An 18,697-nucleotide genomic window follows, 5' to 3' on the forward strand; every position below is an offset into this window, starting at 1 on the left:
AATCCATTGGGGGATTCGACATGAAGATCGCATTGCTCGCGGCTGCCTTTGCCGCCGCCACCTTCTCGCTGCCCGCCCATGCCCAGGACGGTGCATTCGTCGGCGAAGTCCGTCTGATCGCCTTCGACTTCTGCCCGGACGGCTGGGTGGAGGCGGACGGCCGGCTGCTGCCGATCCGCGGCCAGCAGGCGCTCTTTGCGCTGCTCAGCAACAGCTATGGCGGCGACGGCGCCAATACCTTCGCGGTGCCCGACCTGCGCAAGGCGATCCCGCAGCCGGCGGTCGATAAGGAAAAGCGCATGCGCTACTGCATCGCGTTCCGTGGCGACTTCCCCCGGCGCCCTTGAGCGCCGGGCCGAGGGCTCAGATCCAACGCCGCACGGCTGACTTGTAGCTGAGATAGCGCTCGCCGAACTTGCCGGCGAGGTACAGCTCCTCGCGCTCGATCACTTCGCGCTGGATCACCAGCAGCAGCGGAATCAGCAGCAGCAGGGTCACCAGGCTGTCCATCCACACCGCCACGCCGGCATATGCGAGCGCCATGCCGAAATACATCGGGTTGCGCGACCAGCGATAGACGCCGTCGGTGATCAGCGCGGTCGAGCGCTTCCACGGCTTGGGATCGGTGCCCGCGGCGCGGAACAGCCCGACGGCGGACAGCATGATGCCCACGCCGAGCAAGGTCGCCAGCGAGCCCAGCCCGCGCTCGGTCGCGTGGTTGAGCGGCAGGTCGGGACTGCCCAGCAACTTGCCGAGCGCCAGTCCCACCACCAATGTCCCGATGAAAGCAGCCGGCGGCGCGAATTTCACGCCTGCACTATCCTGATCGACGTCCATGAACCCTCCGGGCGCCCTGATGGACCGGCGTGTCCGCATGCGCAATCCTCTTGCCTTTGCCACGCAACTCGGCTGGCATGGATAGTGTATTGCTTGTATAAATCACTTTCAAGTTCCGGGGGAAAATGATGCAAGGCCAGCACAATCCGCTGTTCAACCTGATTCCGATCGCCATCGTCCTGCTCGTCCTCGCGCTGCGCATGCGCCGGCTCACCCGGGAGCGTCCGCTGAAGGTCGAATGGCTGTGGGTCGTGCCTGCCCTGTACGTCGCGATCGCCGGCTTCACCTTCTGGAGCATCCCGCCCGCGCCGATGACCTGGGCGATCGCCGCTGCCGCATTGCTCGCCGGCGCGGCGCTCGGCTGGCAGCGCGGCCGGATGATGCACATCAAGGTCGATCCGGAGACGCACGAGATCTCGCAAAAGGGCTCGCTCGCCGCGATGGCCTTCATCGTCGTCCTTATCCTGATCCGCATGGGCGCGCGGAACGCCGAATCGCTCGGCATCCCCGGCATGCATTTCGACGTGATGGCGATGACCGACGTGCTGATCGCCTTCGCGCTCGGCATGCTGACGATGCAGCGGGTCGAGATGTTCCTGCGCGCCCGCCGCCTGCTCGAGGCAGCGCGCGCGGCATGAAGCGCCACGCCCCAGCGACCGAGCGCAACCGCGATCCGATCGCCGCGGTGCTGGCCGAGGAACTGCCGGCGACGGGCGAGGTGCTGGAGATCGCCAGTGGCACCGGCGAGCATGTCGCCTGGTTCGCCACGCGCTTCCCGGACCTGGACTGGCAGCCGAGCGATCCCGACGCCGATGCGCTCGCCTCGATCGCCGCCTGGAGCGAGGGGCTGGCCAATGTCCGCCCGCCGCTGGAGATCGATGCGAGCACCGGGGACTTCCCCGCGGCGGAGGCGATCCTCTGCATCAACATGGTCCATATCAGCCCCTGGGAAGCGACGCTCGGGCTGCTCGCCGGAGCGGGGAAGGCGCTGGCGCCGGGCGGGCCGCTGATCCTCTACGGTCCCTATCGCCGCGAGGGCGTCGAGACCGCACCGTCGAACGAGGCGTTCGAGCTGTGGCTCAAGGAAAAGGACCCGCGCTTCGGGTTGCGGCATGTCGAGGCGGTGAGCGAAGCGGCTGCGGTGCAGGGGCTGGAACTGGCGCGGCTGGTGGAGATGCCGGCGAACAATCTGATGCTGGTGTATCGGAAGGGGTGAGTCCGAACCGTCATCCCCGGTCTACAACCGTCACCCGACCCACAATCGTCATCCCGACGAAAGTCGGGATCTCGTGCGGCTCTTTTCCTGCCATCGCCTGAGATCCCGACTTGCGTCGGGATGACGGCCTGGGGGCGAGGACGACGATTGTGGTGTGAATGGACCGACGGAACCTAAACCGGCTCCATCTCCGCACTCGTCACCGCCGGCCCCACGCCGCGCTTCCTCTCCCGCCACACGATGTACAGCCCGCTGGCGATGATCACCGGGGCGCCGAGCCAGGTCCAGCCGCTCGGCCACATGCCGAAGATCGCCCAGCCATAGAGCGTGCCCCAGATCAGGCTCGAATAGTCCATCGGCACCACTGCGCTCACCGGCGCGTGGCGCACCGATCCGGTCAGCGCCAGCTGGCCGACCCCGCCGATCAGCCCGATCCCGACCAGGATGCCCCAGGTCGCCGGGTCATGCGGCCTGAACTGGAAGGCATAGGGGATCGCCAGCACCGGCACCGACAGGACCGAGAACCAGAATACCGTCGTCCCGGTCGCCTCGGTCTTGCCGATCTGCCGGAGCAGGATCGCGACGATCGCCACGAACAGCGCCGCGAGCAGGCCGACCACCGCGCCGAACAGCGGGACATGCGCGCTCCACGGCTGGGTGACGATCAGCACGCCGAGGAAGCCGACGACCACCGCCCCCCAGCGATGCCAGCCGGTCGGCTCCCCGAGCAGCACCGCGCCCAGGATCGTCGCGAAGATCGGCACGGTGAACTGGAAGGTCACCGCCTCGGCGAGCGGCAGCAGCAGCACCGCACCGAAGGTGAAGATCATGCCGGTCAGGCCCACGGCAGTGCGCGAGACATGCGCGCCGAAGCGCTGGGTGCGGATCGATCCCAGCCCGGGCCCGGCCGCCACCCAGGCGGTCACCAGCGGCACCGCCCAGAGCTGGCGGTGGAACATCGTCTCGACCAGCCCGGCACCGCGCGCCTCGGCCAGCTTGATCAGCGCCGACATGGTCGCGAGGCAGGCGACCGCGAACAGCCGCAGCGTTATGCCCTTCAGGATATGATCGTCGCCCACCCGAGCGCGCTAGGGAAAAGCGCGCGCCGGGGCAATCGCACAGGCGCGGCTCAGCTCTGCTGGTAGGTAAGCCAGCCGGTGATCCGGTCGCCTTGTTCATGGGGCAGGCTGGTGATGCCGCGCAGCACGTGCAGGCCGATCGCGCATCTCTGTTCAGGGCGCGCCTGCGCCATCCTTGCCTGGTTGCCCCAGGTCTCGAGGTCGAACTGGCTCATCCCGCCGCGCCGCATCGCCGTCACCAGCGCAACCGCGTCGGGTCTTGCGATCTCTCCCTTGGGGACCTTGCGATGCACCGGGTTGTCGCGTCCCGCCGCCGACGTGGTGATCTGCGCAGCGGCAAGCTCGACCAGCCGTTCGGATACTTCGGGCGAATAGCTGCCGCCGCCCCGGATCGTCCCCATCACATAGCGGTCGCACAGGGCGACATCGCGCTGCTGCAGCGTCTCGAGCAGCTGGATCTCCATCTGCCGGTAGAGGTTGAGGTCGCCGTGTGGCGCCTGGACGAACTCGTCGCGGTGGCGCAGCGTCGCGGCGTGCATCCAGGCGAAGCTCTCACGGCCGATCTGCTCGCCGGTCGCGCCTTCGCGAACCCGCTTCGAGACCATGGCGGTATAGGCCGCGAACTCCTCCGGATAGCTGTCCCGCAGCGCTTCGAAAAACGCCTTGACGGTGCGGTCCTTGAGCATCGATTCGGCGACGCCTTCGGGCGACTGCGCCTGCTCCTTGAATTTCGTGCCGAACCACCAGGCGCCGCCAATGCCCAGCGCGGCGAGCAGCAGCAGGACGATGCCGATCGCCAGCCCGGTGCGCGAGACTTCGCGCGGCGCCACATCCCGTTGTTCCATGCCCCGATTCCCCCTGCCGGCCAGTAGAGCGGGCCTGCGGCGTCGAATCAAGCGCCGCCGCCGGGAGAGAAGGCGCTGGCAAAATAGGATTTGATTTGTCACCACGAAGCTGGCCCCGCCGGTGCTTCGCGCACGCGATGGGGATTCAAGAGATTCAATGAATCCGGGCTCGCTTGCCGCGGGCGCGCCACGACTTTAGAGGCACGGCCATGATCAAGCATGCACTCACCGTCACCCGCGAGGGCGACTTCGCCCAATGGTACCAGACCGTCATCACCGAGGCCGACATGGCCGAGGAGAGCGGCGTGCGCGGCTGCATGGTCATCCGGCCGTGGGGCTATGGCATCTGGGAGCGCATCCAGCGCCTGCTCGACGATCGCATCAAGGGCGCGGGCTATGACAACACCTATTTCCCGCTGTTCATCCCGCTGAGCTATTTCGAGAAGGAAGCCGATCACGTCGAAGGCTTCGCCAAGGAGATGGCGGTCGTCACCCATCACCGGCTGATCTCCGACGGCAAGGGCGGGCTCACCCCCGATCCCGCCGCGAAGCTCGAAGAGCCGCTGATCGTGCGTCCCACTTCGGAGACGGTGATCGGTGCCGGCTTCAGCCGCTGGATCCAGTCGTGGCGTGACCTGCCGGTGCAGATCAACCAATGGGCGAACGTCGTGCGCTGGGAGATGCGCACGCGCATGTTCCTGCGCACCAGTGAGTTCCTGTGGCAGGAAGGCCATGCCGCCTATGCCAGCGCCGAGCAGGCGCGCGAGGAGACGCTGAAGGCGCTGGAGATCTATCGCAGCTTCGCCGAGGATTGCGCGGCGATGCCGGTGGTCGCCGGCGAGAAGCCCGAGAACGAGCGCTTCCCCGGCGCCGTCTCGACCTACAGCATCGAGGCGATGATGCAGGACGGCAAGGCGCTCCAGGCGGGCACCAGCCACTTCCTCGGCACCACCTTCAGCCAGGCGCAGGACATCAAGTTCCAGAATTCGGAAGGCCAGCAGGAGCTCGCCCAGACGATCAGCTGGGGCATGTCGACCCGGATGATCGGCGGCATGATCATGACGCATGGCGATGACGACGGCCTGCGCGTGCCGCCGCGCCTCGCGCCCTGGCAGGTCGTGATCGTGCCGATGCTGCGCGACAATGACGAGGACGCTGCGCTGATCGACTATTGCAAGTCGCTCCAGCAGGAACTGTCGAAGCAGTTCGCGTTCGGCGAGCCCGTCCGCGCGCTGCTCGATCTCAAGGCGATCAAGGCGGTCACCAAGCGCTGGGGCTGGATCAAGAAGGGCTGCCCGATCGTCGTCGAAGTCGGCGGTCGCGACATGGCCGGGGGCAACGTCTCGGTCACCGTCCGCACCGATCTCTACAAGGAGGACGGCAAGCTCAACTCGCAGATCGTCGCCCGCGACGCGTTCCTGGGCGATGTCATCGGCACGCTCGAGACGGTGCAGAAGACGCTCTACGACCAGGCCAAGGCGCGCACCGACGCGAACATCGTCCGCGACGTGACCGACTTTGCCGGGCTGGAGAGCTATTTCGAAAAGGCCGGCAAGTTCCCCGGCTGGGTCGAAGTCGAATGGTCGAAGCCGAGCGGTGCCGAACTCGACAAGGTGGTCGAGCGGATCAAGGCGCTCAAGCTGACCTTCCGCAACGTGGCAAGCAACGCCGCGCCGGCCACCGGCACCTGCATCTTCACCGGCCAGCCGGCGGTGGAGCGGATCCTGGTCGCGCGTGCGTACTGACGACCATTCCGTCACCGGCGCCACAACCGACGCCCGAGCCACCTCCGTCATCCCGGCGAAAGCCGGGATCTCAGGCGAGGGTGTGGACGCTCGGCCAAATATACGTTGTCACCCCGGCCTTGTGCCGGGGTCCACGGTGCCGCACCGACTGTCCTTCACCCCTTTTGCCCATGTCTCGCCTCCCGGTGGACCCCGGCACAGGGCCGGGGTGACGGTTGGATTGGCCGTGGGGAAAGGGCCGCATGAGATCCCGACTTGCGTCGGGATGACGCCCTGATGCGCACGCTCTTCGCCACCCAGCTCTACGAGCAGCCGCTCGGCGACCCCGACCTGATCGAGGCGCTGGAGGATTCCTGCCTCCAGCTCGCCGAGGACGACATGGCCGGCCGCCGCTGGTGCCGCGAGAATCATTATCGCGGCTACACCAGCTACGCCTCGCTCGACGACCTGCCGATCCGCGACCCCAATTTCGCGGACCTGAAGCGCCTGCTCGACAAGCATGTCGCGAAGTTCGCCAAGGCCTGTGCCTTCAATCTGGGTGGCAAGAAGCTCAAGCTCGACAGCCTCTGGGTGAACGTGCTCGATGGCAAGGGCGGGCACAGCGCGCACATTCATCCGCACAGCGTCGTCTCGGGCACGCTCTATGTGTCGCTGCCCAAGGGTTCGCGCGGCCTCAAGCTCGAAGACCCAAGGCTGGCGATGATGATGGCCGCCCCGCCGCGGCTGGAGGATGCGCCCGAGGCGTTGCAGAGCTTCATCGAGATCATCCCCGAGCCCGGCACCGTGCTGCTCTGGGAAAGCTGGCTGCGCCACGAAGTCCCGCCCGGCTCGGGCAAGGAGCCGCGGATCAGCATCAGCTTCAACTATCGCTGGGGATGACCGCCCGGCGCGCCTTCCTCGCCGGCGCGCTGAGCCTGCCGCTCGCAGCGAAGGCGGGCGAGGCCTGGGACGCGGTGGTCGATCCCGCCACCGGCACCCTCGGCAAGGCACTGGCCGAGGCGGAGCGGGCAGGGCGTCCGTACCGGATCCTGCTCAAGCCCGGCATCTTCACCGAGAAGCTGACGGTTCGCGCGGCCGGAGTGACGATCCAGGGTAGTCCCGGCACCGTGCTCGAGTACGGCACCGCGGCCGGCACGGCGAAACCCGGCGGCGGGACCTGGGGTACCGGCGGCTCGGGCACGCTGACCATCGCAGCGCCGGACGTCACACTGCGCGGCCTGACCATCCGCAACAGCTTCGACTATATCGGTGCCCGCCGCGACGGTGCCGGCAACGGTGCCCAGGCGGTGGCGCTGGCGATCGGCCGCGAGGCGGATCGCACCCTGGTCGATCGCTGCGCGTTGCTCGGCTATCAGGACAGCTTCTACCTCCACACCCGCACCTTGGTCACCGATACCCGCATCGTCGGCGGGGTGGACTTCATCTTCGGCGGCGCCGCGGCCTGGTTCGAGCGCTGCGAGATCGTCACCCGCCATGTGCCGGGTGCCGAGAGCTTCGGCTTCGTCGCCGCGCCCAGCACCCCGGCGGCGCAGGAATTCGGCCTCGTCTTCGCCGACTGCCGGCTGAAGCGCGAGGCTGGGGTGCCCGTCAATTCGACCTGGCTCGGGCGGCCCTGGCGTGCCGGCGGCAACATGGCGCTGCTCGGCCAGGCGGCGTTCCTGAACTGCTGGATGGACGCCCATATCCGCCGCGAAGGCTGGACCTGGATGGGCTACAAGGGCCCCGATGGCGAACCCCGCCGCCTTACCCCGCCCGAGGCGCGGCTTTGGGAATATGCGAGCAAGGGACCGGGTGCGGGGCCGGCAGGTGGGGACCGCAAGCTGCTGACAGCGGAGGAGGCGCGCCGCTTCACCCGGGCGAATGTGATCGGCTTCTGACTCCTTCTTTCCCCGGCGAAGGCCGGGGCCCAGACTTGAAAGTCACGCGCCCTGGCGCGTCTTCGCCGCGCACTTCTTGGTCTGGGCCCCGGCCTTCGCCGGGGAAACAGAAGCGCATTGCAATGTAGGATTTCGTCTGTTTCCCTCACCGGGCTGGAAGCCAATTCCGCCGCTCTTTCAACCTGTGGGAAATCTAGGAGAAGCCGAGCGCAAGATCGTTGCGGGATCGCGCGCATATCCGGGAAAACAGGGAAGATAGGCGCCCGGGAAAATCGCCATTGGTGCGAACTTTGTGAACTTCCGCGGGCGAATCCCCCCCGCCGTGTAGGAAGTTCAGCAGATCACCAGGGTGAGCTGCCGCACCAGGCTGCGCTCGATCGGATCGTCGAAGCGGCAGCCGATATGGGCGCCGTCGTTCCACACCACGGTGGCGGGAACCGGCTGGTCGTCGCGCAGGGCCAGCCACACCCGGTCGCCCTCGCCATGCGCCACGGCGCAGGCGAGGCGGCAGCCATAGACCGAGAGGTCGTGGAGCATCGCCTCGACCGGGCGGTTGCCGCGCTTGGTGACGGTGGCTCGGGTGACGAGGATGCGATGCCGGGTCGCCCCGCGCTGTTCGACAAGCGCAGGCGCCACTGCCCGATATTGCGAGAATTTGGTCGCCATTCTCTCTCCGCCCCGGCTTGCACCCTGCCTTGGACGGTTTAACAAGCACTTAAGGTGATCAGCGATACGGCCCCAGCACCAGATTGCGGGCATGAGTTACGCGAACCCTCTGCATCACGCCGGGCCGTTGGGGTTCCCGGGAGCAGACCCGAAAGTCGCCATATACGCTTGCGCCGAACAAGTCGCCTGTGGGTAGCCAGAGCCGGCGGACATTGGCTGGGAGCTGGGTGAGCGAGAGATCCTCATCGGCATCGACGCCGAGCACGCGCCGGGTGCCGATCACCCAGATGCGCAAGGCGGGATTGCCGTTTGCCGCGGACAGCCGGCCGTGCACGGTTCGGCATTGCGGCTGCACCGCAAGCGCGAGCGCGGCGAGCGTGGCGATCATGATTGCTCCTTCAATATCGCTTCGACCCTCGCCGCCAGCTCCGGCCCTGCATGCAGCCCCAGCTTGCTCCGGCGCCACAGCACATCCTCGGCGGTGCGGGCCCATTCCTGGTCGCGCATCCAGCGTATCTCGGTGGCGGTCAGGCCCGCGCCCAGATCCTCGCCCAGGTCCGTCACGCCTTTCAGCATGTCGCCGAGGCAGCAGCCATAGGCATGCGCCATGCGCTCGGCCCGGGCGTCGCCCAGGAAGGGCCAGCGGGCCTTGGCTTGCGCGACGAACTTGTCGAAGTCGGCGATCGCGCCGCCGGGGAAGACGCGGGCCCGGGTCACCGGCTCGACCGTGGCGCCCAGCACCGGCCCGATCTTCGCCAATGCGTCCTCGGCCAGTGCACGCGCCGTGGTGATCTTGCCGCCGAAGATCGAGAGCAGGGGCGGGCCCTTGTCGTCGAGTTCGAGGACATAGTCGCGGGTCACCGACTGCGCCTTGGCCGCCCCGTCATCATGCAGCGGCCGCACCCCGGACCAGCTCCAGACGATGTCGACGGGCGTGACCTGGCGGGTGAAATAGCGGTTCACCGACTCGCAGAGATAGGTCTTCTCTTCCTCGGTGCACACGGCATCCTCGGGCCGGTCGACCTGTATGTCGGTGGTGCCGATCTCGGTGAACCCGCCCTCATAGGGGATGGCGAAGACGATCCGCCGGTCGGGCTGCTGGAAGATATAGGCATGGTCGCCGTCGAAGAGCCTGGGGACGACGATGTGGCTGCCCTTGACCAGCCGGATCTGCGAATGATTAGCGATAGCCAGCGTGTCGAGCAGCTTGCGCACCCAGGGGCCGGCCGCATTGACCAACCCGCGCGCCTCGACAATGCGCCCATCGGAAAGCTCGGCGCGCCAGTTTCCGCCCTCGCGCCGGGCGCTCAGCAATTCGGTCCGTGTGGCGATCTCGGCGCCGTGGGCAGCGGCGTCCACGGCATTGGCCAGGGCGAGGCGGGCGTCGTCGACGCGGCAGTCCGAATAGACGAAGCCGCGATGCTCGCCGGCGAGGGGATCGGTGAAGGCCTTGTCCCGCGCGGTCAGGTCGCGCGAGCGGGGCAGGGTGGAATTGCTGCCTATCGCCAGTGCGTCATAGAGATAGAGGCCTGCCCGCACCATCCACCAGGGTCGCAGCGCATGGGCGTGGGGCAGGACGAAGGTGAGCGGGCGGATCAGGTGCGGCGCGGCTTCCAGCAGCCGCTCGCGCTCGTGCAGCGCCTCGCGGACCAGGCGGAACTCATAGGTCTCGAGATAGCGTAGACCGCCATGGATCAGCTTGGTCGAGGCCGAGCTGGTGTGGCTGGCCAGGTCGTCCTTCTCGACGAGCAGTATCTTGAGGCCGAGCAGCGAGGCCTCGCGGGCGATCGCGCACCCGTTGATCCCGCCGCCGACGATGAGCAGGTCATATGTCACGCTACTACGCTACGGCGTTGGCATGCGGCTCGCGAGTCCTTATCTTGGGGTCCAATGGCAAAACCAAAACATAAAGCAGGGCTGCCCACGCGGCAGCAGATTCTAGATTTCATCACCAATTCCGACACGCCCGCCGGCAAGCGCGAGATCGCCAAGGCCTTCGGGCTGCACGGGCAGGACAAGATCCTGCTCAAGGCCTTGCTCAAGGACATGAGCGACGAGGGGCTGATCGACGTCGCCCCGGGCCGTGCCTTCCACAAGATGGGCGGCGTGCCCAAGGTCACCGTGCTGCGCATCACCGATGCCGACGGCGACACCACCTGGGCGGTGCCCGAGCGGTGGGAGGCCGAAGGCGTGCCCGTGCCGCGGCTCCGCGTTCGCGAGGCGCGCGGCAAGCGGTCGGCGTTGGGCGTAGGCGACCGCATCCTCGCCCGCACCGAAGAGGCCGGCAACGGCTGGATCGCCCATCCGATGAAGAAGCTCGCGCGCGGCGAGGAGCTGATGCTTGGCGTGCTCAAGGAAGAGGCCGGGCGGCTCTGGCTGCAGGGCGTCGAGAAGAAGGAGCGGCGCAACTGGCCGGTCTCCGATGCCGGCGGCGCAGAGCAGGGCGATCTCGTCCTCGCCGAGAAGACCGGCCGCCCGCCGCGGATCACCGCCAAGGTGGTCGAAGTGCTCGGCGATCCCTTTGCCCCGCGTAGCTTCTCGCTGATCGCGATCCATCGCCACTCGATCCCCAATATCTTCTCCGAGGACCTGCTCGACGAAGCCGAGCGGGTGTCGAAGACCGATCTCGGCAAGCGGGAGGACCTTCGCCACTTGCCGATCGTCGCGATCGACCCTGCGGATGCCCGCGACCATGACGACGCGGTCTGGGCCGCCCCCGACGCCGATCCGAAGAACGAAGGCGGCTGGAAGGCGGTGGTCGCAATTGCCGACGTGTCCTTCTACGTCCGCCCCGGCTCGGAGCTGGACCGCGAGGCGCGCAAGCGCGGCAACTCGGTCTATTTCCCCGACCGCGTCGTGCCGATGCTGCCCGAGATCCTCTCGGCCGAGGTCTGCTCGCTCAAGGAAGGCGAGGACCGGGCGGCGCTGGCCTGTCATCTCCAGATCGGCAAGCAAGGCGAGCTGAAGAGCTGGCGTTTCACCCGCGCGGTGGTCAGCATCGCGGCGAACATCGCCTATGAGGACGCCCAGGCGGCGATCGACGGCAAGATCGAGCATCCGCTGACCGAGGTGGCGCTCAAGCCGCTCTGGGGCTGCTGGCATGCGCTGAACAAGGCGCGGGACAAGCGCGAGCCGCTCGATCTCGACCTGCCCGAACGCCGCATCGTCCTCGACGAGATGGGGCGAATCCTCTCGGTCGCTCCCCGGGAACGGCTCGATGCCCACAAGCTGATCGAGGATTACATGATCGCGGCGAACGTTGCGGCGGCGAAGGCGCTGGAGGCCAAGAAGGCACCCGTGATGTACCGCATCCACGAGCCGCCAGCCCGGGAGAAGCTCGTCGCGCTGCGCGAATATCTCAAGACCTTCGGCATCGAGTTCGCGCTTGGGCAGGTGATCAAGCCGGCGACGTTCAACCACATCCTGAAGCGGGTGGGCGAGAGCGACTTCCGCGAGCAGGTGATGCAGCAGGTGCTGCGCAGCCAGATGCAGGCGTCTTACGGACCGGCGAACCATGGCCATTTCGGCCTGTCGCTCGGCAGCTATGCGCACTTCACCTCGCCGATCCGCCGCTATGCCGACCTGATCGTCCATCGCTCGCTGGTTCACGCCTATGATCTTGGCCCGGGCGGGCTGACCCAGGACGAGGCCGCGACGGTGGAGCGGATCGGCGAGAGCATCTCCAGCCTCGAGCGGCGGGCGATGGAGGCCGAGCGGGAGACGATCGACCGCTATGTCGCCGCCTATCTCGCCAACCATGTCGGCGAGGTGCTCGATGCACGGATCACCGGGGTGCAGAGCTTCGGCTTCTTCGCCACCGTCGACGGCGTCGGCGGCGACGGGCTGGTCGCGGCGCGGGACCTCGGCACCGAATATTTCCGGTACGACGAGGCGGGGCAGCGGCTGGTCGGCGACGAGAGCGGCGACGTGTTCTTCATCGGCATGCGGCTGCAGCTGCGGCTGGTCGAGGCCAATCCGGTCTCGGGGGCGCTGCGCTTCGAGCTGCCCGACGGCAAGGGCTCGGCGGGACCCTCGGCGTTCGAGCGGGACCGGGTCCACAAGGGCCGTCCCCGTCCGATCAAGCGGCGCGGCCGGCCGGCCAATATCCGCCACAATGGGAAGCGGCGTTGATCTGGGTTCATTGACCCCGAGGCGGGGGCCTTTATGCTCCCGCTTCCACATTCCCGGGGGAATCGACCCAATGCTGAAGCCCATCATCCTCGCTCTCGCGTTCGTTGTCGCCCCGGCTCTGCCCGCCGCCGCCCAGACCGCGCCGGCGCCTGCCGCCCAGGCCAAGCCGACCGCGGCCGACTTCGCCAAGAACATGCAGGGCGCCGTCGGCCAGACCTTCGAGGGTGGCATCACCCTCAAGGCCATCACCGCGGAGGCCAACACGCTGGTCCTCACCGTCGATGGCCCCAAGGGCTGGCGCACCGGGCTGACCCCCGCGGACATCTCGACCGCCCTGGTCGGCGGCTTTTGCGGCACCGCGCCGCAATTCTTCGACACCGGCGTCTCGATGCGGGTCGACTCGCTCGACGACACCAAGCTCGCCAAGGGCCCTGTCGTGAACAAGTGCCCGCCGGCGCCGGCTGCCACGCCCGCCGCACCGAAGTGATCCCGGCTTCCGGCGCCCCGGCGATCATCGGGGCGCTGGCCGCAGGGGCGCAGCGGCGGATCCGTGCCCATTTCTTTGCCCTCCACGCGGTGACCGCCGAGGAGGCGGTTCCCTTCGTGCCGCAGCGGCCCGTCGAGCGTACCCAGTTCGAGCGCATGCGCCGCGCCGGGATCGTCCGGGACGCGGGGCCGGGCCGCTACTGGTTCGACATCGTCGCCTGGCAGCGGAGCCAGGACCGCACCCGCGCCTTCCTGGTCCCCATCGTCATCGCGCTGTGCCTCCTCGCCGCGGGGCTGATCACTCTACTCTACTGAGAAGCTGAGCCCGGCATTCGCCTCGAGCCGCTTGACCAGCGGCTCGGGCATCAGCCCGCCGGCCGTCCAGATGCCGCCCTTGCCCTCGGCCGGCACGTCGCGGAGCAGGCAGAGCGCGCTTTCGGCGATCATCTTGCTGGTCGAGCCATAGCCGGGATCCTTGTCGCCCTTGACCGTCGCCGACAGGCGCGGGCCGTCGGGCATCTCGGCGACGAAGACCAGGTCGTAGAACCCCGTTTCGCGCTCCTCCTTGCTCGGGCCCTCGCCCGGCGCCGGGCCCTTGTCGGCGGCCATCGGGTTGATCTTGGCCAGCGCCTCGGCCGCCGCCTTGCCGATCTCGCCCAGGCCGGGGACGATCAGCATCTCGTCATACTGAAAGTCGGCGCCATAGGGCTGGCCGGCGAGGAAGTTCGAGCGGTGGACGTTCTTGGTGTTGATCACCGCCATCATGAAGGGGGCAACCCAGGCATCGACTGCCTCGTCATGATAGGGGACCATGCCATTGGGCTGGTGTGGCCCCGCGAAGCCCGGGGTCAGCGCAAAGGGATCGATCATCAGCTTGAGGATCGAGGGATCCTTGGCCGCGGCCGCCATCGAAGCCTTGCCGCTGGCGAAGGTGCCGCCGGAGAAAGTGCCCTTCATCGCGCGGACCCGGCCCTTCACCCGCGGCGCCGGCTTGCCGAAGCGGGCGATCGCCGCCTGCTGCGCGGTCCACACGCCGAGATCGAAGGGGATCGAATCGAAGCCGCAGGAGAAGACGATGCGCGCGCCGCTGGCCTTGGCGGCATCCTCATACTTGCGGATCATCTGGCCCATCCAGGCGGGCTCTCCGCACAGATCGACATAGGCGGTGCCGGTCTCGACGCAGGCGGCGAGCAGCGCCTCGCCATAGAGCTGATAGGGGCCGACGGTGGAGATCACCACCGAAGCGCGGGCGACCATCGCGGTGAGGCTGGCGGGATCGTCGGCATTGGCGGTGAGCAGGGGCGTGCCGGCTGGCGCGCCGATCTCGTCGCGGACTTCCTGCAGCTTGGTCAGCGAGCGGCCGGCCATCGCCCATTTCACGTCGGGATACTGGCCGGCGAGATATTCGGCGACGAGGCGGCCGGTGAAGCCGGTGGCGCCATAGACGATGATATCGAATTCGCGGTCTGCCATTTTCCCGGTTCCTGCTCCTCGACGTTCAACCGTCTGGTCGAACGATTCATTGAATCTCTTGAATCGCCCTTATTAACGCGTGGGAGAGCGGCGGGCTGCCGATTCCCCGATCACGGGCCTTTTCGAGCGATGGGCAGTGAAGCAGAGGAAATCCTATTTTGGAAGAGGCGGTATGGTTCTTTCACTCGTCATCCCGGCGAAAGCCGGGATCTCAGGCCGCATGCTCCCTCGCCCGAGATCCCGGCTTTCGCCGGGATGACGGTTAGATGGCGAGGGGAGAAGGAGTTGGGTCAGCCCTTTGCCTCGCGCAGCGCCTGCCACAGCGTCTTCACTTCGCGATTGAGCGCGCCGAGCTCCTCGCCCTTCATGCCGGAGCGGACCAGCAGCTCCTCGGCCAGGCAGCCGCAGTCCTCGCGCATCTCGCGCCCGCGCGGGGTCAGGCGGACCTGGACCTGACGCTCATCCTCGGGATTGCGCTCGCGGGTTACGAAGCCGGCGGCCTCGAGCCGCTTCACCAGCGGGGTGACGGTGCTCGATTCGAGTGCCAGCCGATCGGCGATCGCGCCGACGGTGCGGCCGTCCTGCTCCCACAGCGCATGGAGCACCAGATATTGCGGATAGGTGATGCCGAGCTGGTCGAGCATGGGCTTGTAGGCGCGGGTGATCGCCATGCTGGTCGCGTAGAGCGAGAAGCAGAGCTGGTCGTCGAGCGGCATCGCGGCGGGCATGTTCATCTCCTTGGCAGGGCCAATATCATCAAAAATCTATATCGCGATAACGATTTTGCTGGACAAGCCCCGACTCGGTCCCTAGCTAATATGTATCGCGATAAATGATATCGCGAACTAAATGAGGAGACCGAGCATGTCCGTCAATGTCCTGTACACCACCCGCGCCACCTCGAACGGCGGCCGCGACGGCGAATCCCGCAGCGAGGACGGGCGCTTCGTCGCCAAGCTCTCGACCCCGAAGGAACTGGGCGGTGCCGGCGGCGAGGGCACCAATCCCGAGCAGCTGTTCGCCGCTGGCTATTCTGCCTGCTTCATCGGCGCGCTGAAGGTCGCCGGCCAGCAGCTGAAGCTCAAGGTTCCGGCCGAGACGACCGTGACCGCGACGGTGGGCATCGGCCCGCGTGCGGCAGGCGGCTTCGGCATCACCGCCGACCTGGAGATCAACCTGCCGGGCGTCGAGCGTGCCGATGCGGAGAAGCTGGTCGAGGCCGCGCACCAGATCTGCCCTTACTCGAACGCCACCCGCAACAATATCGACGTGGGCCTGACCATCGCCTGAAACATCCCCGCTCCAAAGGCCCTGCCGCCCGGGAAATACGGAACCTCCGCAATTTTCCCGGGCTGGCGGGGCCCTTAATCTGCGCAAAAGTGAAGGCTGCAGACATGTGGTAAATTCGCCATAAGCGAGTCGACATGACGGGCGCCCGACGGCCTGGGCGGGGGAAGGAAGCGATGGATATCGCAACGGCCGAAGACAGCGGGGCAAGGGGGAGCATTGCAGCGGATCGTTGGGCGACCGGGCTGCTTCTCGTCTCGATCCTGTGCCCGGCCCTGCCGATCCTCGGCTGGATCCTCGTCATCCCGGTGCTGCGCGGGTTCGGCAATCCCCATTACGCCATCGCCCCGCTCACCGCCGCCCTGTTCCTGCTGATCGCGATCGGGGCGCTGCTGGCGCACCGCGGTGCATGGAATGTGGCGCGGGCGGTGACTGCCGTGCCCCTGGCGCTGCTGCTGCTGATCGTCGTGCAATATGCCGCGCGGCTCGACCTGGGGCTGGAGCGGCTGCTGTTCTCCGGGCAGGTGGCGGCGCTGCAGGTGACCAACCGCGGAATCCCCGGCCTGGGCGCGGTGGCGATCTTCATCCTCAACTGCATCGCCATCCTGCTGATGACCAGCCGGTCGGCCTTCGCGCGCACCTGGGTGGTGCTGCTGGCAAGCGCGAGCCTGGGGCTCTCCGTACTGACCATGACGATGACGGTCACCGACCCGACCAACCTCTCGCCCACCTTTATCGGCCGCTCGACCGCTTCGGCGCTGCCCAATTTCACCATGGCGCTGGCGATGGTGCTGCACATCCTCAACGAGAGTGGGCTCAACGAGCGGGGGCGGCAGCAGGAAGAGCTGGGTTTCGAATATACGCTGCTGCGCCAGCTCTCACCGGCGATCATCGTGCTGCCGGTCTTCCCCTCGCTGATAGCGCTGCTCAGCGTCGGCGGCCGGCTGCTCACCCATAACGAGGCCCATTTCCTGGTGGTGGTGGGCAATGTGCTGATCGTGCTGCTGCTGCTCGGCATCGGCCTGCGCCGTGCCAAGCAGCAGAACGAGGCGGTGCTGCTGCGCGAGCGGCAGCTCCGCTCGATCCTGGCCGGCGTGCCCGACGCGGTGATCGTGATCGACGGCGAGGGGCGCTCGAAGGACTTCAGCGCCGCCGCCGCCCGGCTGTGGGGCGTTCCCCCGGAAATGGGGCCGGGCTGCAACATGGCCGATTATCTCGGCGACAAGGAACGCGACAAGCTTGCCGGGCTGCTGGCGCGCAAGGCGCCCGAGTTCCTGCTGACCGGCGAGGGCGTGCGCTTCGACGGATCGCGCTTCCCGCTCGAATTGCGCGGCGCGCTGCTGCAAGGGATGGACGACGAGACCTGCTTCACCCTGTTCGCGCGCGATCTTTCCGAGAAGCTTGCCGCCGAGCAGCATGTCGCGCGGCTGGGCGCGCAGCTTGCCCATGTCTCGCGCCACAATGCGATGGGCGAGCTGGCCGCCGACTTGGCGCATGAACTGAACCAGCCGCTGACCGCGGCGGTGAACTATCTGTCGGCAGCGGGCTTCGTGCTGAACCAGCGCGAGGACCAGGGTCCGGCGCCCGAGATGGTCGAGCAGGCGCGCGGACAGGTGGTGCGCGCCGGCGAGATCATCCGGCGGATGCGCGAATTCGCCCAGCACCGCGACGTGGAGAAGCGCGTCGAGCCGCTGGTGCCGATGATCGACGACGCCATCCAGCTGGTGCTGGCCGGCACCAGCGCGCACCATGTCGAGATCGAGCTGGCGGTGGAACCCGAGGACCTTTGCGTGTTCATCGACCGCATCCAGGTGCAGCAGGTGGTGGTGAACCTGTTGCGCAACGCGGTCGAGGCGATCCGGTCGAGCGCGCCGCATCGCGGGCGGATTACGATCGCCGCCTATCGGAACGATGAGGAATGGGTGGAGATCTTGTTCCGCGACGACGGCCCCGGCGTGCCCGAGGCGATCCTCGACCAGTTGTTCGAGCGCTTCACCTCGACCAAGGCGGGGGCGGGGATGGGCATCGGCCTGTCGATCTCGCGCCGCATCGTCGAGGCGCATGGCGGCACGATGAGCGCGGCCAATGGCGAGGGCGGCGGCGCGACCTTCTGCTTCACCCTGCCGGCGGCGTCGGTGGAGGATCAGGAGGTCAGCCGGCCTGCGCCGTGAAGCGCTGGACCGCCCAGTCGATGAACAGCCGCACGCGCGGGGACAGCTGGCGGCTGCGGGGATAGAGGATCGAGATCGGCGCACTGGGCAGCGGATGCTCGGCAAGCACGCGGACCAGCCGGCCCTCGGCCAGGTCGCGTTCGATGTGGAAGACGGGCATCTGGGCGAGCCCGAGCCCGAGCAGCACCGCGTCGCGATAGCTCTCCGTGCCGGTGACCGAGAAGGGCGAGGCGACCTCGATCCGTTCGACGCCGTGCGGGCGGACGAACTCGAAGGGTGTCAGCGCGCCGGTGGTGAGCGAGCGCAGCGACACCGCCTGGTGTCGGGCGAGGTCGTCGGGCGTCTCCGGCGTGCCGTGGCGGGCGAGATAGGCGGGGGCGGCGACGGTGATCCGGTCGAGCATCGTCACGGTGCGCGCGACCAGGTCGCTGTCGGGCAGCGCGCCATAGCGCAGCACGCAATCGACGCCTTCGCGCACGATGTCGACCCAGCGGTCGCTCTCGCTCATCGAGATCTCGATGCCGGGATGCTGGTCGAGGAAGTGCGGGATGCCGGGCAGGAGGAAGTGGCGGGCGATCGTGCCCTGCACCTCGATCCGGAGCATGCCGCGCGGGACGGCGCCGAGAAAGGCGCCCTCGGCATCCTCGATATCGTCGAGGATCGCGAGGCAGCGGCGATAATAGGCCTCGCCATCGAGGGTGGGGCGGACGGTTCGGGTGGTGCGCTGGAGCAGCCGCACGCCGAGCCGGGTCTCGAGCTGCTGGATCACCTGGGTCGCGGTCGAACGCGGCAGGTCGAGATCGTGTGCCGCCTGGGTGAAGCTGCGCCGGTCGACCACCCGGGTGAAGAGCCGCATCGCATCGAGCCTGTCCATTCCACTATTC

20 protein-coding genes are annotated in these 18,697 nt (G+C 67.6%); 11 read left to right on the forward strand and 9 right to left on the reverse strand.

Features of this window, described 5'->3' with window-relative positions; translation table 11 throughout:
- The first annotated feature begins 20 nt into the window (after positions 1-20).
- Complete coding sequence (locus J2W22_RS19000) at positions 21-347, forward strand: phage tail protein (protein ID WP_307119851.1); 327 nt, start codon at positions 21-23, stop codon at positions 345-347.
- Between the two features lie 16 nt (positions 348-363).
- Here the strand turns inward: J2W22_RS19000 and J2W22_RS19005 are convergent, their stop codons facing one another.
- On the reverse strand, positions 364-837 hold the full coding sequence (locus tag J2W22_RS19005) for a methyltransferase family protein (protein WP_307119852.1): 474 nt from the start codon (positions 835-837) through the stop codon (positions 364-366).
- Positions 838-962: 125 nt separating this feature from the next.
- Here J2W22_RS19005 and J2W22_RS19010 point away from each other — a divergent pair, with 125 nt between their 5' ends.
- Together J2W22_RS19010 and J2W22_RS19015 are read left to right on the forward strand one after the other, a co-directional pair.
- Complete coding sequence (locus J2W22_RS19010; protein ID WP_307119853.1) at positions 963-1,475, forward strand: CcdC protein domain-containing protein; 513 nt, start codon at positions 963-965, stop codon at positions 1,473-1,475.
- Positions 1,472-2,053: a DUF938 domain-containing protein gene (locus tag J2W22_RS19015; RefSeq protein WP_307119854.1), complete on the forward strand. Its 582-nt coding sequence runs from the start codon at positions 1,472-1,474 to the stop codon at positions 2,051-2,053. Before J2W22_RS19010 ends, J2W22_RS19015 begins: the two co-directional genes overlap by 4 nt.
- A gap of 173 nt (positions 2,054-2,226) precedes the next feature.
- Here the strand turns inward: J2W22_RS19015 and J2W22_RS19020 are convergent, their stop codons facing one another.
- Both J2W22_RS19020 and J2W22_RS19025 read right to left on the reverse strand, forming a co-directional pair.
- A complete protein-coding gene (locus tag J2W22_RS19020) occupies positions 2,227-3,132 on the reverse strand; it encodes a DMT family transporter (RefSeq protein WP_307119855.1) in 906 nt (301 codons plus the stop codon).
- A gap of 50 nt (positions 3,133-3,182) precedes the next feature.
- Complete coding sequence (locus J2W22_RS19025) at positions 3,183-3,977, reverse strand: hypothetical protein (RefSeq protein ID WP_307119856.1); 795 nt, start codon at positions 3,975-3,977, stop codon at positions 3,183-3,185.
- A 209-nt stretch (positions 3,978-4,186) separates the two neighbouring features.
- Here J2W22_RS19025 and J2W22_RS19030 point away from each other — a divergent pair, with 209 nt between their 5' ends.
- The 3 genes from J2W22_RS19030 (at position 4,187) to J2W22_RS19040 (ending at position 7,599) form a co-directional block, all read left to right on the forward strand.
- Entirely contained in the window at positions 4,187-5,722 is a 1,536-nt protein-coding gene (locus tag J2W22_RS19030) for an aminoacyl--tRNA ligase-related protein (protein WP_307119857.1), read from the forward strand.
- A gap of 276 nt (positions 5,723-5,998) precedes the next feature.
- Entirely contained in the window at positions 5,999-6,601 is a 603-nt protein-coding gene (locus J2W22_RS19035) for a TIGR02466 family protein (protein WP_307119858.1), read from the forward strand.
- Entirely contained in the window at positions 6,598-7,599 is a 1,002-nt protein-coding gene (locus J2W22_RS19040) for a pectinesterase family protein (protein ID WP_307119859.1), read from the forward strand. The genes J2W22_RS19035 and J2W22_RS19040 overlap by 4 nt, the downstream gene beginning before the upstream one ends.
- A gap of 333 nt (positions 7,600-7,932) precedes the next feature.
- Here J2W22_RS19040 and J2W22_RS19045 read toward each other — a convergent pair whose 3' ends face one another.
- From J2W22_RS19045 to glpD, 3 genes are read right to left on the reverse strand one after another with little or no spacing between them, the layout of a single operon-like run.
- Entirely contained in the window at positions 7,933-8,265 is a 333-nt protein-coding gene (locus tag J2W22_RS19045) for a PilZ domain-containing protein (RefSeq protein ID WP_307119860.1), read from the reverse strand.
- A gap of 58 nt (positions 8,266-8,323) precedes the next feature.
- Positions 8,324-8,653 (reverse strand): hypothetical protein, encoded by a 330-nt coding sequence (locus J2W22_RS19050; protein WP_307119861.1) that lies wholly within the window; start codon positions 8,651-8,653, stop codon positions 8,324-8,326.
- Positions 8,650-10,101, reverse strand: a complete 1,452-nt coding sequence (glpD, locus tag J2W22_RS19055) for a glycerol-3-phosphate dehydrogenase (RefSeq protein WP_307119862.1) — start codon at positions 10,099-10,101, stop codon at positions 8,650-8,652. The genes J2W22_RS19050 and glpD overlap by 4 nt, the downstream gene beginning before the upstream one ends.
- 54 nt (positions 10,102-10,155) lie before the next feature.
- Here glpD and rnr point away from each other — a divergent pair, with 54 nt between their 5' ends.
- The 3 genes from rnr (at position 10,156) to J2W22_RS19070 (ending at position 13,197) form a co-directional block, all read left to right on the forward strand.
- Entirely contained in the window at positions 10,156-12,396 is a 2,241-nt protein-coding gene (gene rnr / locus J2W22_RS19060) for a ribonuclease R (RefSeq protein ID WP_307119863.1), read from the forward strand.
- Positions 12,397-12,466: 70 nt separating this feature from the next.
- Positions 12,467-12,883, forward strand: coding sequence for a hypothetical protein (locus J2W22_RS19065; protein WP_307119864.1), 417 nt, complete (start codon positions 12,467-12,469; stop codon positions 12,881-12,883).
- Positions 12,880-13,197, forward strand: coding sequence for a hypothetical protein (locus tag J2W22_RS19070; protein ID WP_307119865.1), 318 nt, complete (start codon positions 12,880-12,882; stop codon positions 13,195-13,197). The genes J2W22_RS19065 and J2W22_RS19070 overlap by 4 nt, the downstream gene beginning before the upstream one ends.
- Here the strand turns inward: J2W22_RS19070 and J2W22_RS19075 are convergent.
- Positions 13,186-14,355: a saccharopine dehydrogenase family protein gene (locus J2W22_RS19075; protein ID WP_307119866.1), complete on the reverse strand. Its 1,170-nt coding sequence runs from the start codon at positions 14,353-14,355 to the stop codon at positions 13,186-13,188. The two genes, J2W22_RS19070 and J2W22_RS19075, sit on opposite strands and share 12 nt — an antisense overlap.
- Before the next feature lie 290 nt (positions 14,356-14,645).
- Positions 14,646-15,083, reverse strand: a complete 438-nt coding sequence (locus tag J2W22_RS19080; protein ID WP_307119867.1) for a MarR family winged helix-turn-helix transcriptional regulator — start codon at positions 15,081-15,083, stop codon at positions 14,646-14,648.
- Between the two features lie 136 nt (positions 15,084-15,219).
- On the opposite strand from J2W22_RS19080, the gene J2W22_RS19085 reads away from it, so the two are divergent.
- On the forward strand, positions 15,220-15,645 hold the full coding sequence (locus tag J2W22_RS19085; protein ID WP_307119868.1) for an organic hydroperoxide resistance protein: 426 nt from the start codon (positions 15,220-15,222) through the stop codon (positions 15,643-15,645).
- Between the two features lie 173 nt (positions 15,646-15,818).
- Positions 15,819-17,813: a sensor histidine kinase gene (locus J2W22_RS19090; protein WP_307119869.1), complete on the forward strand. Its 1,995-nt coding sequence runs from the start codon at positions 15,819-15,821 to the stop codon at positions 17,811-17,813.
- On the opposite strand, the gene J2W22_RS19095 is transcribed toward J2W22_RS19090, so the two are convergent.
- Complete coding sequence (locus tag J2W22_RS19095; protein ID WP_307119870.1) at positions 17,794-18,687, reverse strand: LysR family transcriptional regulator; 894 nt, start codon at positions 18,685-18,687, stop codon at positions 17,794-17,796. The genes J2W22_RS19090 and J2W22_RS19095 overlap by 20 nt on opposite strands.
- Positions 18,688-18,697: the final 10 nt, after the last annotated feature.

The organism is Sphingomonas kyeonggiensis (genome assembly GCF_030812785.1).
In the GTDB taxonomy this organism is placed as follows: Bacteria; Pseudomonadota; Alphaproteobacteria; order Sphingomonadales; family Sphingomonadaceae; genus Sphingomonas; species Sphingomonas kyeonggiensis_B.

Excerpts from the sequence above, each read along its gene's own strand:
- J2W22_RS19000 (WP_307119851.1), top strand. The coding sequence starts at position 21 with ATGAAGATCGCATTGCTCGCGGCTGCCTTTGCCGCCGCCACCTTCTCG.
- J2W22_RS19005 (WP_307119852.1), bottom strand. The coding sequence starts at position 837 with ATGGACGTCGATCAGGATAGTGCAGGCGTGAAATTCGCGCCGCCGGCT.
- J2W22_RS19010 (WP_307119853.1), top strand. The coding sequence starts at position 963 with ATGATGCAAGGCCAGCACAATCCGCTGTTCAACCTGATTCCGATCGCC.
- J2W22_RS19015 (WP_307119854.1), top strand. The coding sequence starts at position 1,472 with ATGAAGCGCCACGCCCCAGCGACCGAGCGCAACCGCGATCCGATCGCC.
- J2W22_RS19025 (WP_307119856.1), bottom strand. The coding sequence starts at position 3,977 with ATGGAACAACGGGATGTGGCGCCGCGCGAAGTCTCGCGCACCGGGCTG.
- J2W22_RS19030 (WP_307119857.1), top strand. The coding sequence starts at position 4,187 with ATGATCAAGCATGCACTCACCGTCACCCGCGAGGGCGACTTCGCCCAA.
- J2W22_RS19035 (WP_307119858.1), top strand. The coding sequence starts at position 5,999 with ATGCGCACGCTCTTCGCCACCCAGCTCTACGAGCAGCCGCTCGGCGAC.
- J2W22_RS19040 (WP_307119859.1), top strand. The coding sequence starts at position 6,598 with ATGACCGCCCGGCGCGCCTTCCTCGCCGGCGCGCTGAGCCTGCCGCTC.
- J2W22_RS19045 (WP_307119860.1), bottom strand. The coding sequence starts at position 8,265 with ATGGCGACCAAATTCTCGCAATATCGGGCAGTGGCGCCTGCGCTTGTC.
- J2W22_RS19050 (WP_307119861.1), bottom strand. The coding sequence starts at position 8,653 with ATGATCGCCACGCTCGCCGCGCTCGCGCTTGCGGTGCAGCCGCAATGC.
- rnr (WP_307119863.1), top strand. The coding sequence starts at position 10,156 with ATGGCAAAACCAAAACATAAAGCAGGGCTGCCCACGCGGCAGCAGATT.
- J2W22_RS19065 (WP_307119864.1), top strand. The coding sequence starts at position 12,467 with ATGCTGAAGCCCATCATCCTCGCTCTCGCGTTCGTTGTCGCCCCGGCT.
- J2W22_RS19075 (WP_307119866.1), bottom strand. The coding sequence starts at position 14,355 with ATGGCAGACCGCGAATTCGATATCATCGTCTATGGCGCCACCGGCTTC.
- J2W22_RS19080 (WP_307119867.1), bottom strand. The coding sequence starts at position 15,083 with ATGCCCGCCGCGATGCCGCTCGACGACCAGCTCTGCTTCTCGCTCTAC.
- J2W22_RS19085 (WP_307119868.1), top strand. The coding sequence starts at position 15,220 with ATGTCCGTCAATGTCCTGTACACCACCCGCGCCACCTCGAACGGCGGC.
- J2W22_RS19090 (WP_307119869.1), top strand. The coding sequence starts at position 15,819 with ATGGATATCGCAACGGCCGAAGACAGCGGGGCAAGGGGGAGCATTGCA.
- J2W22_RS19095 (WP_307119870.1), bottom strand. The coding sequence starts at position 18,687 with ATGGACAGGCTCGATGCGATGCGGCTCTTCACCCGGGTGGTCGACCGG.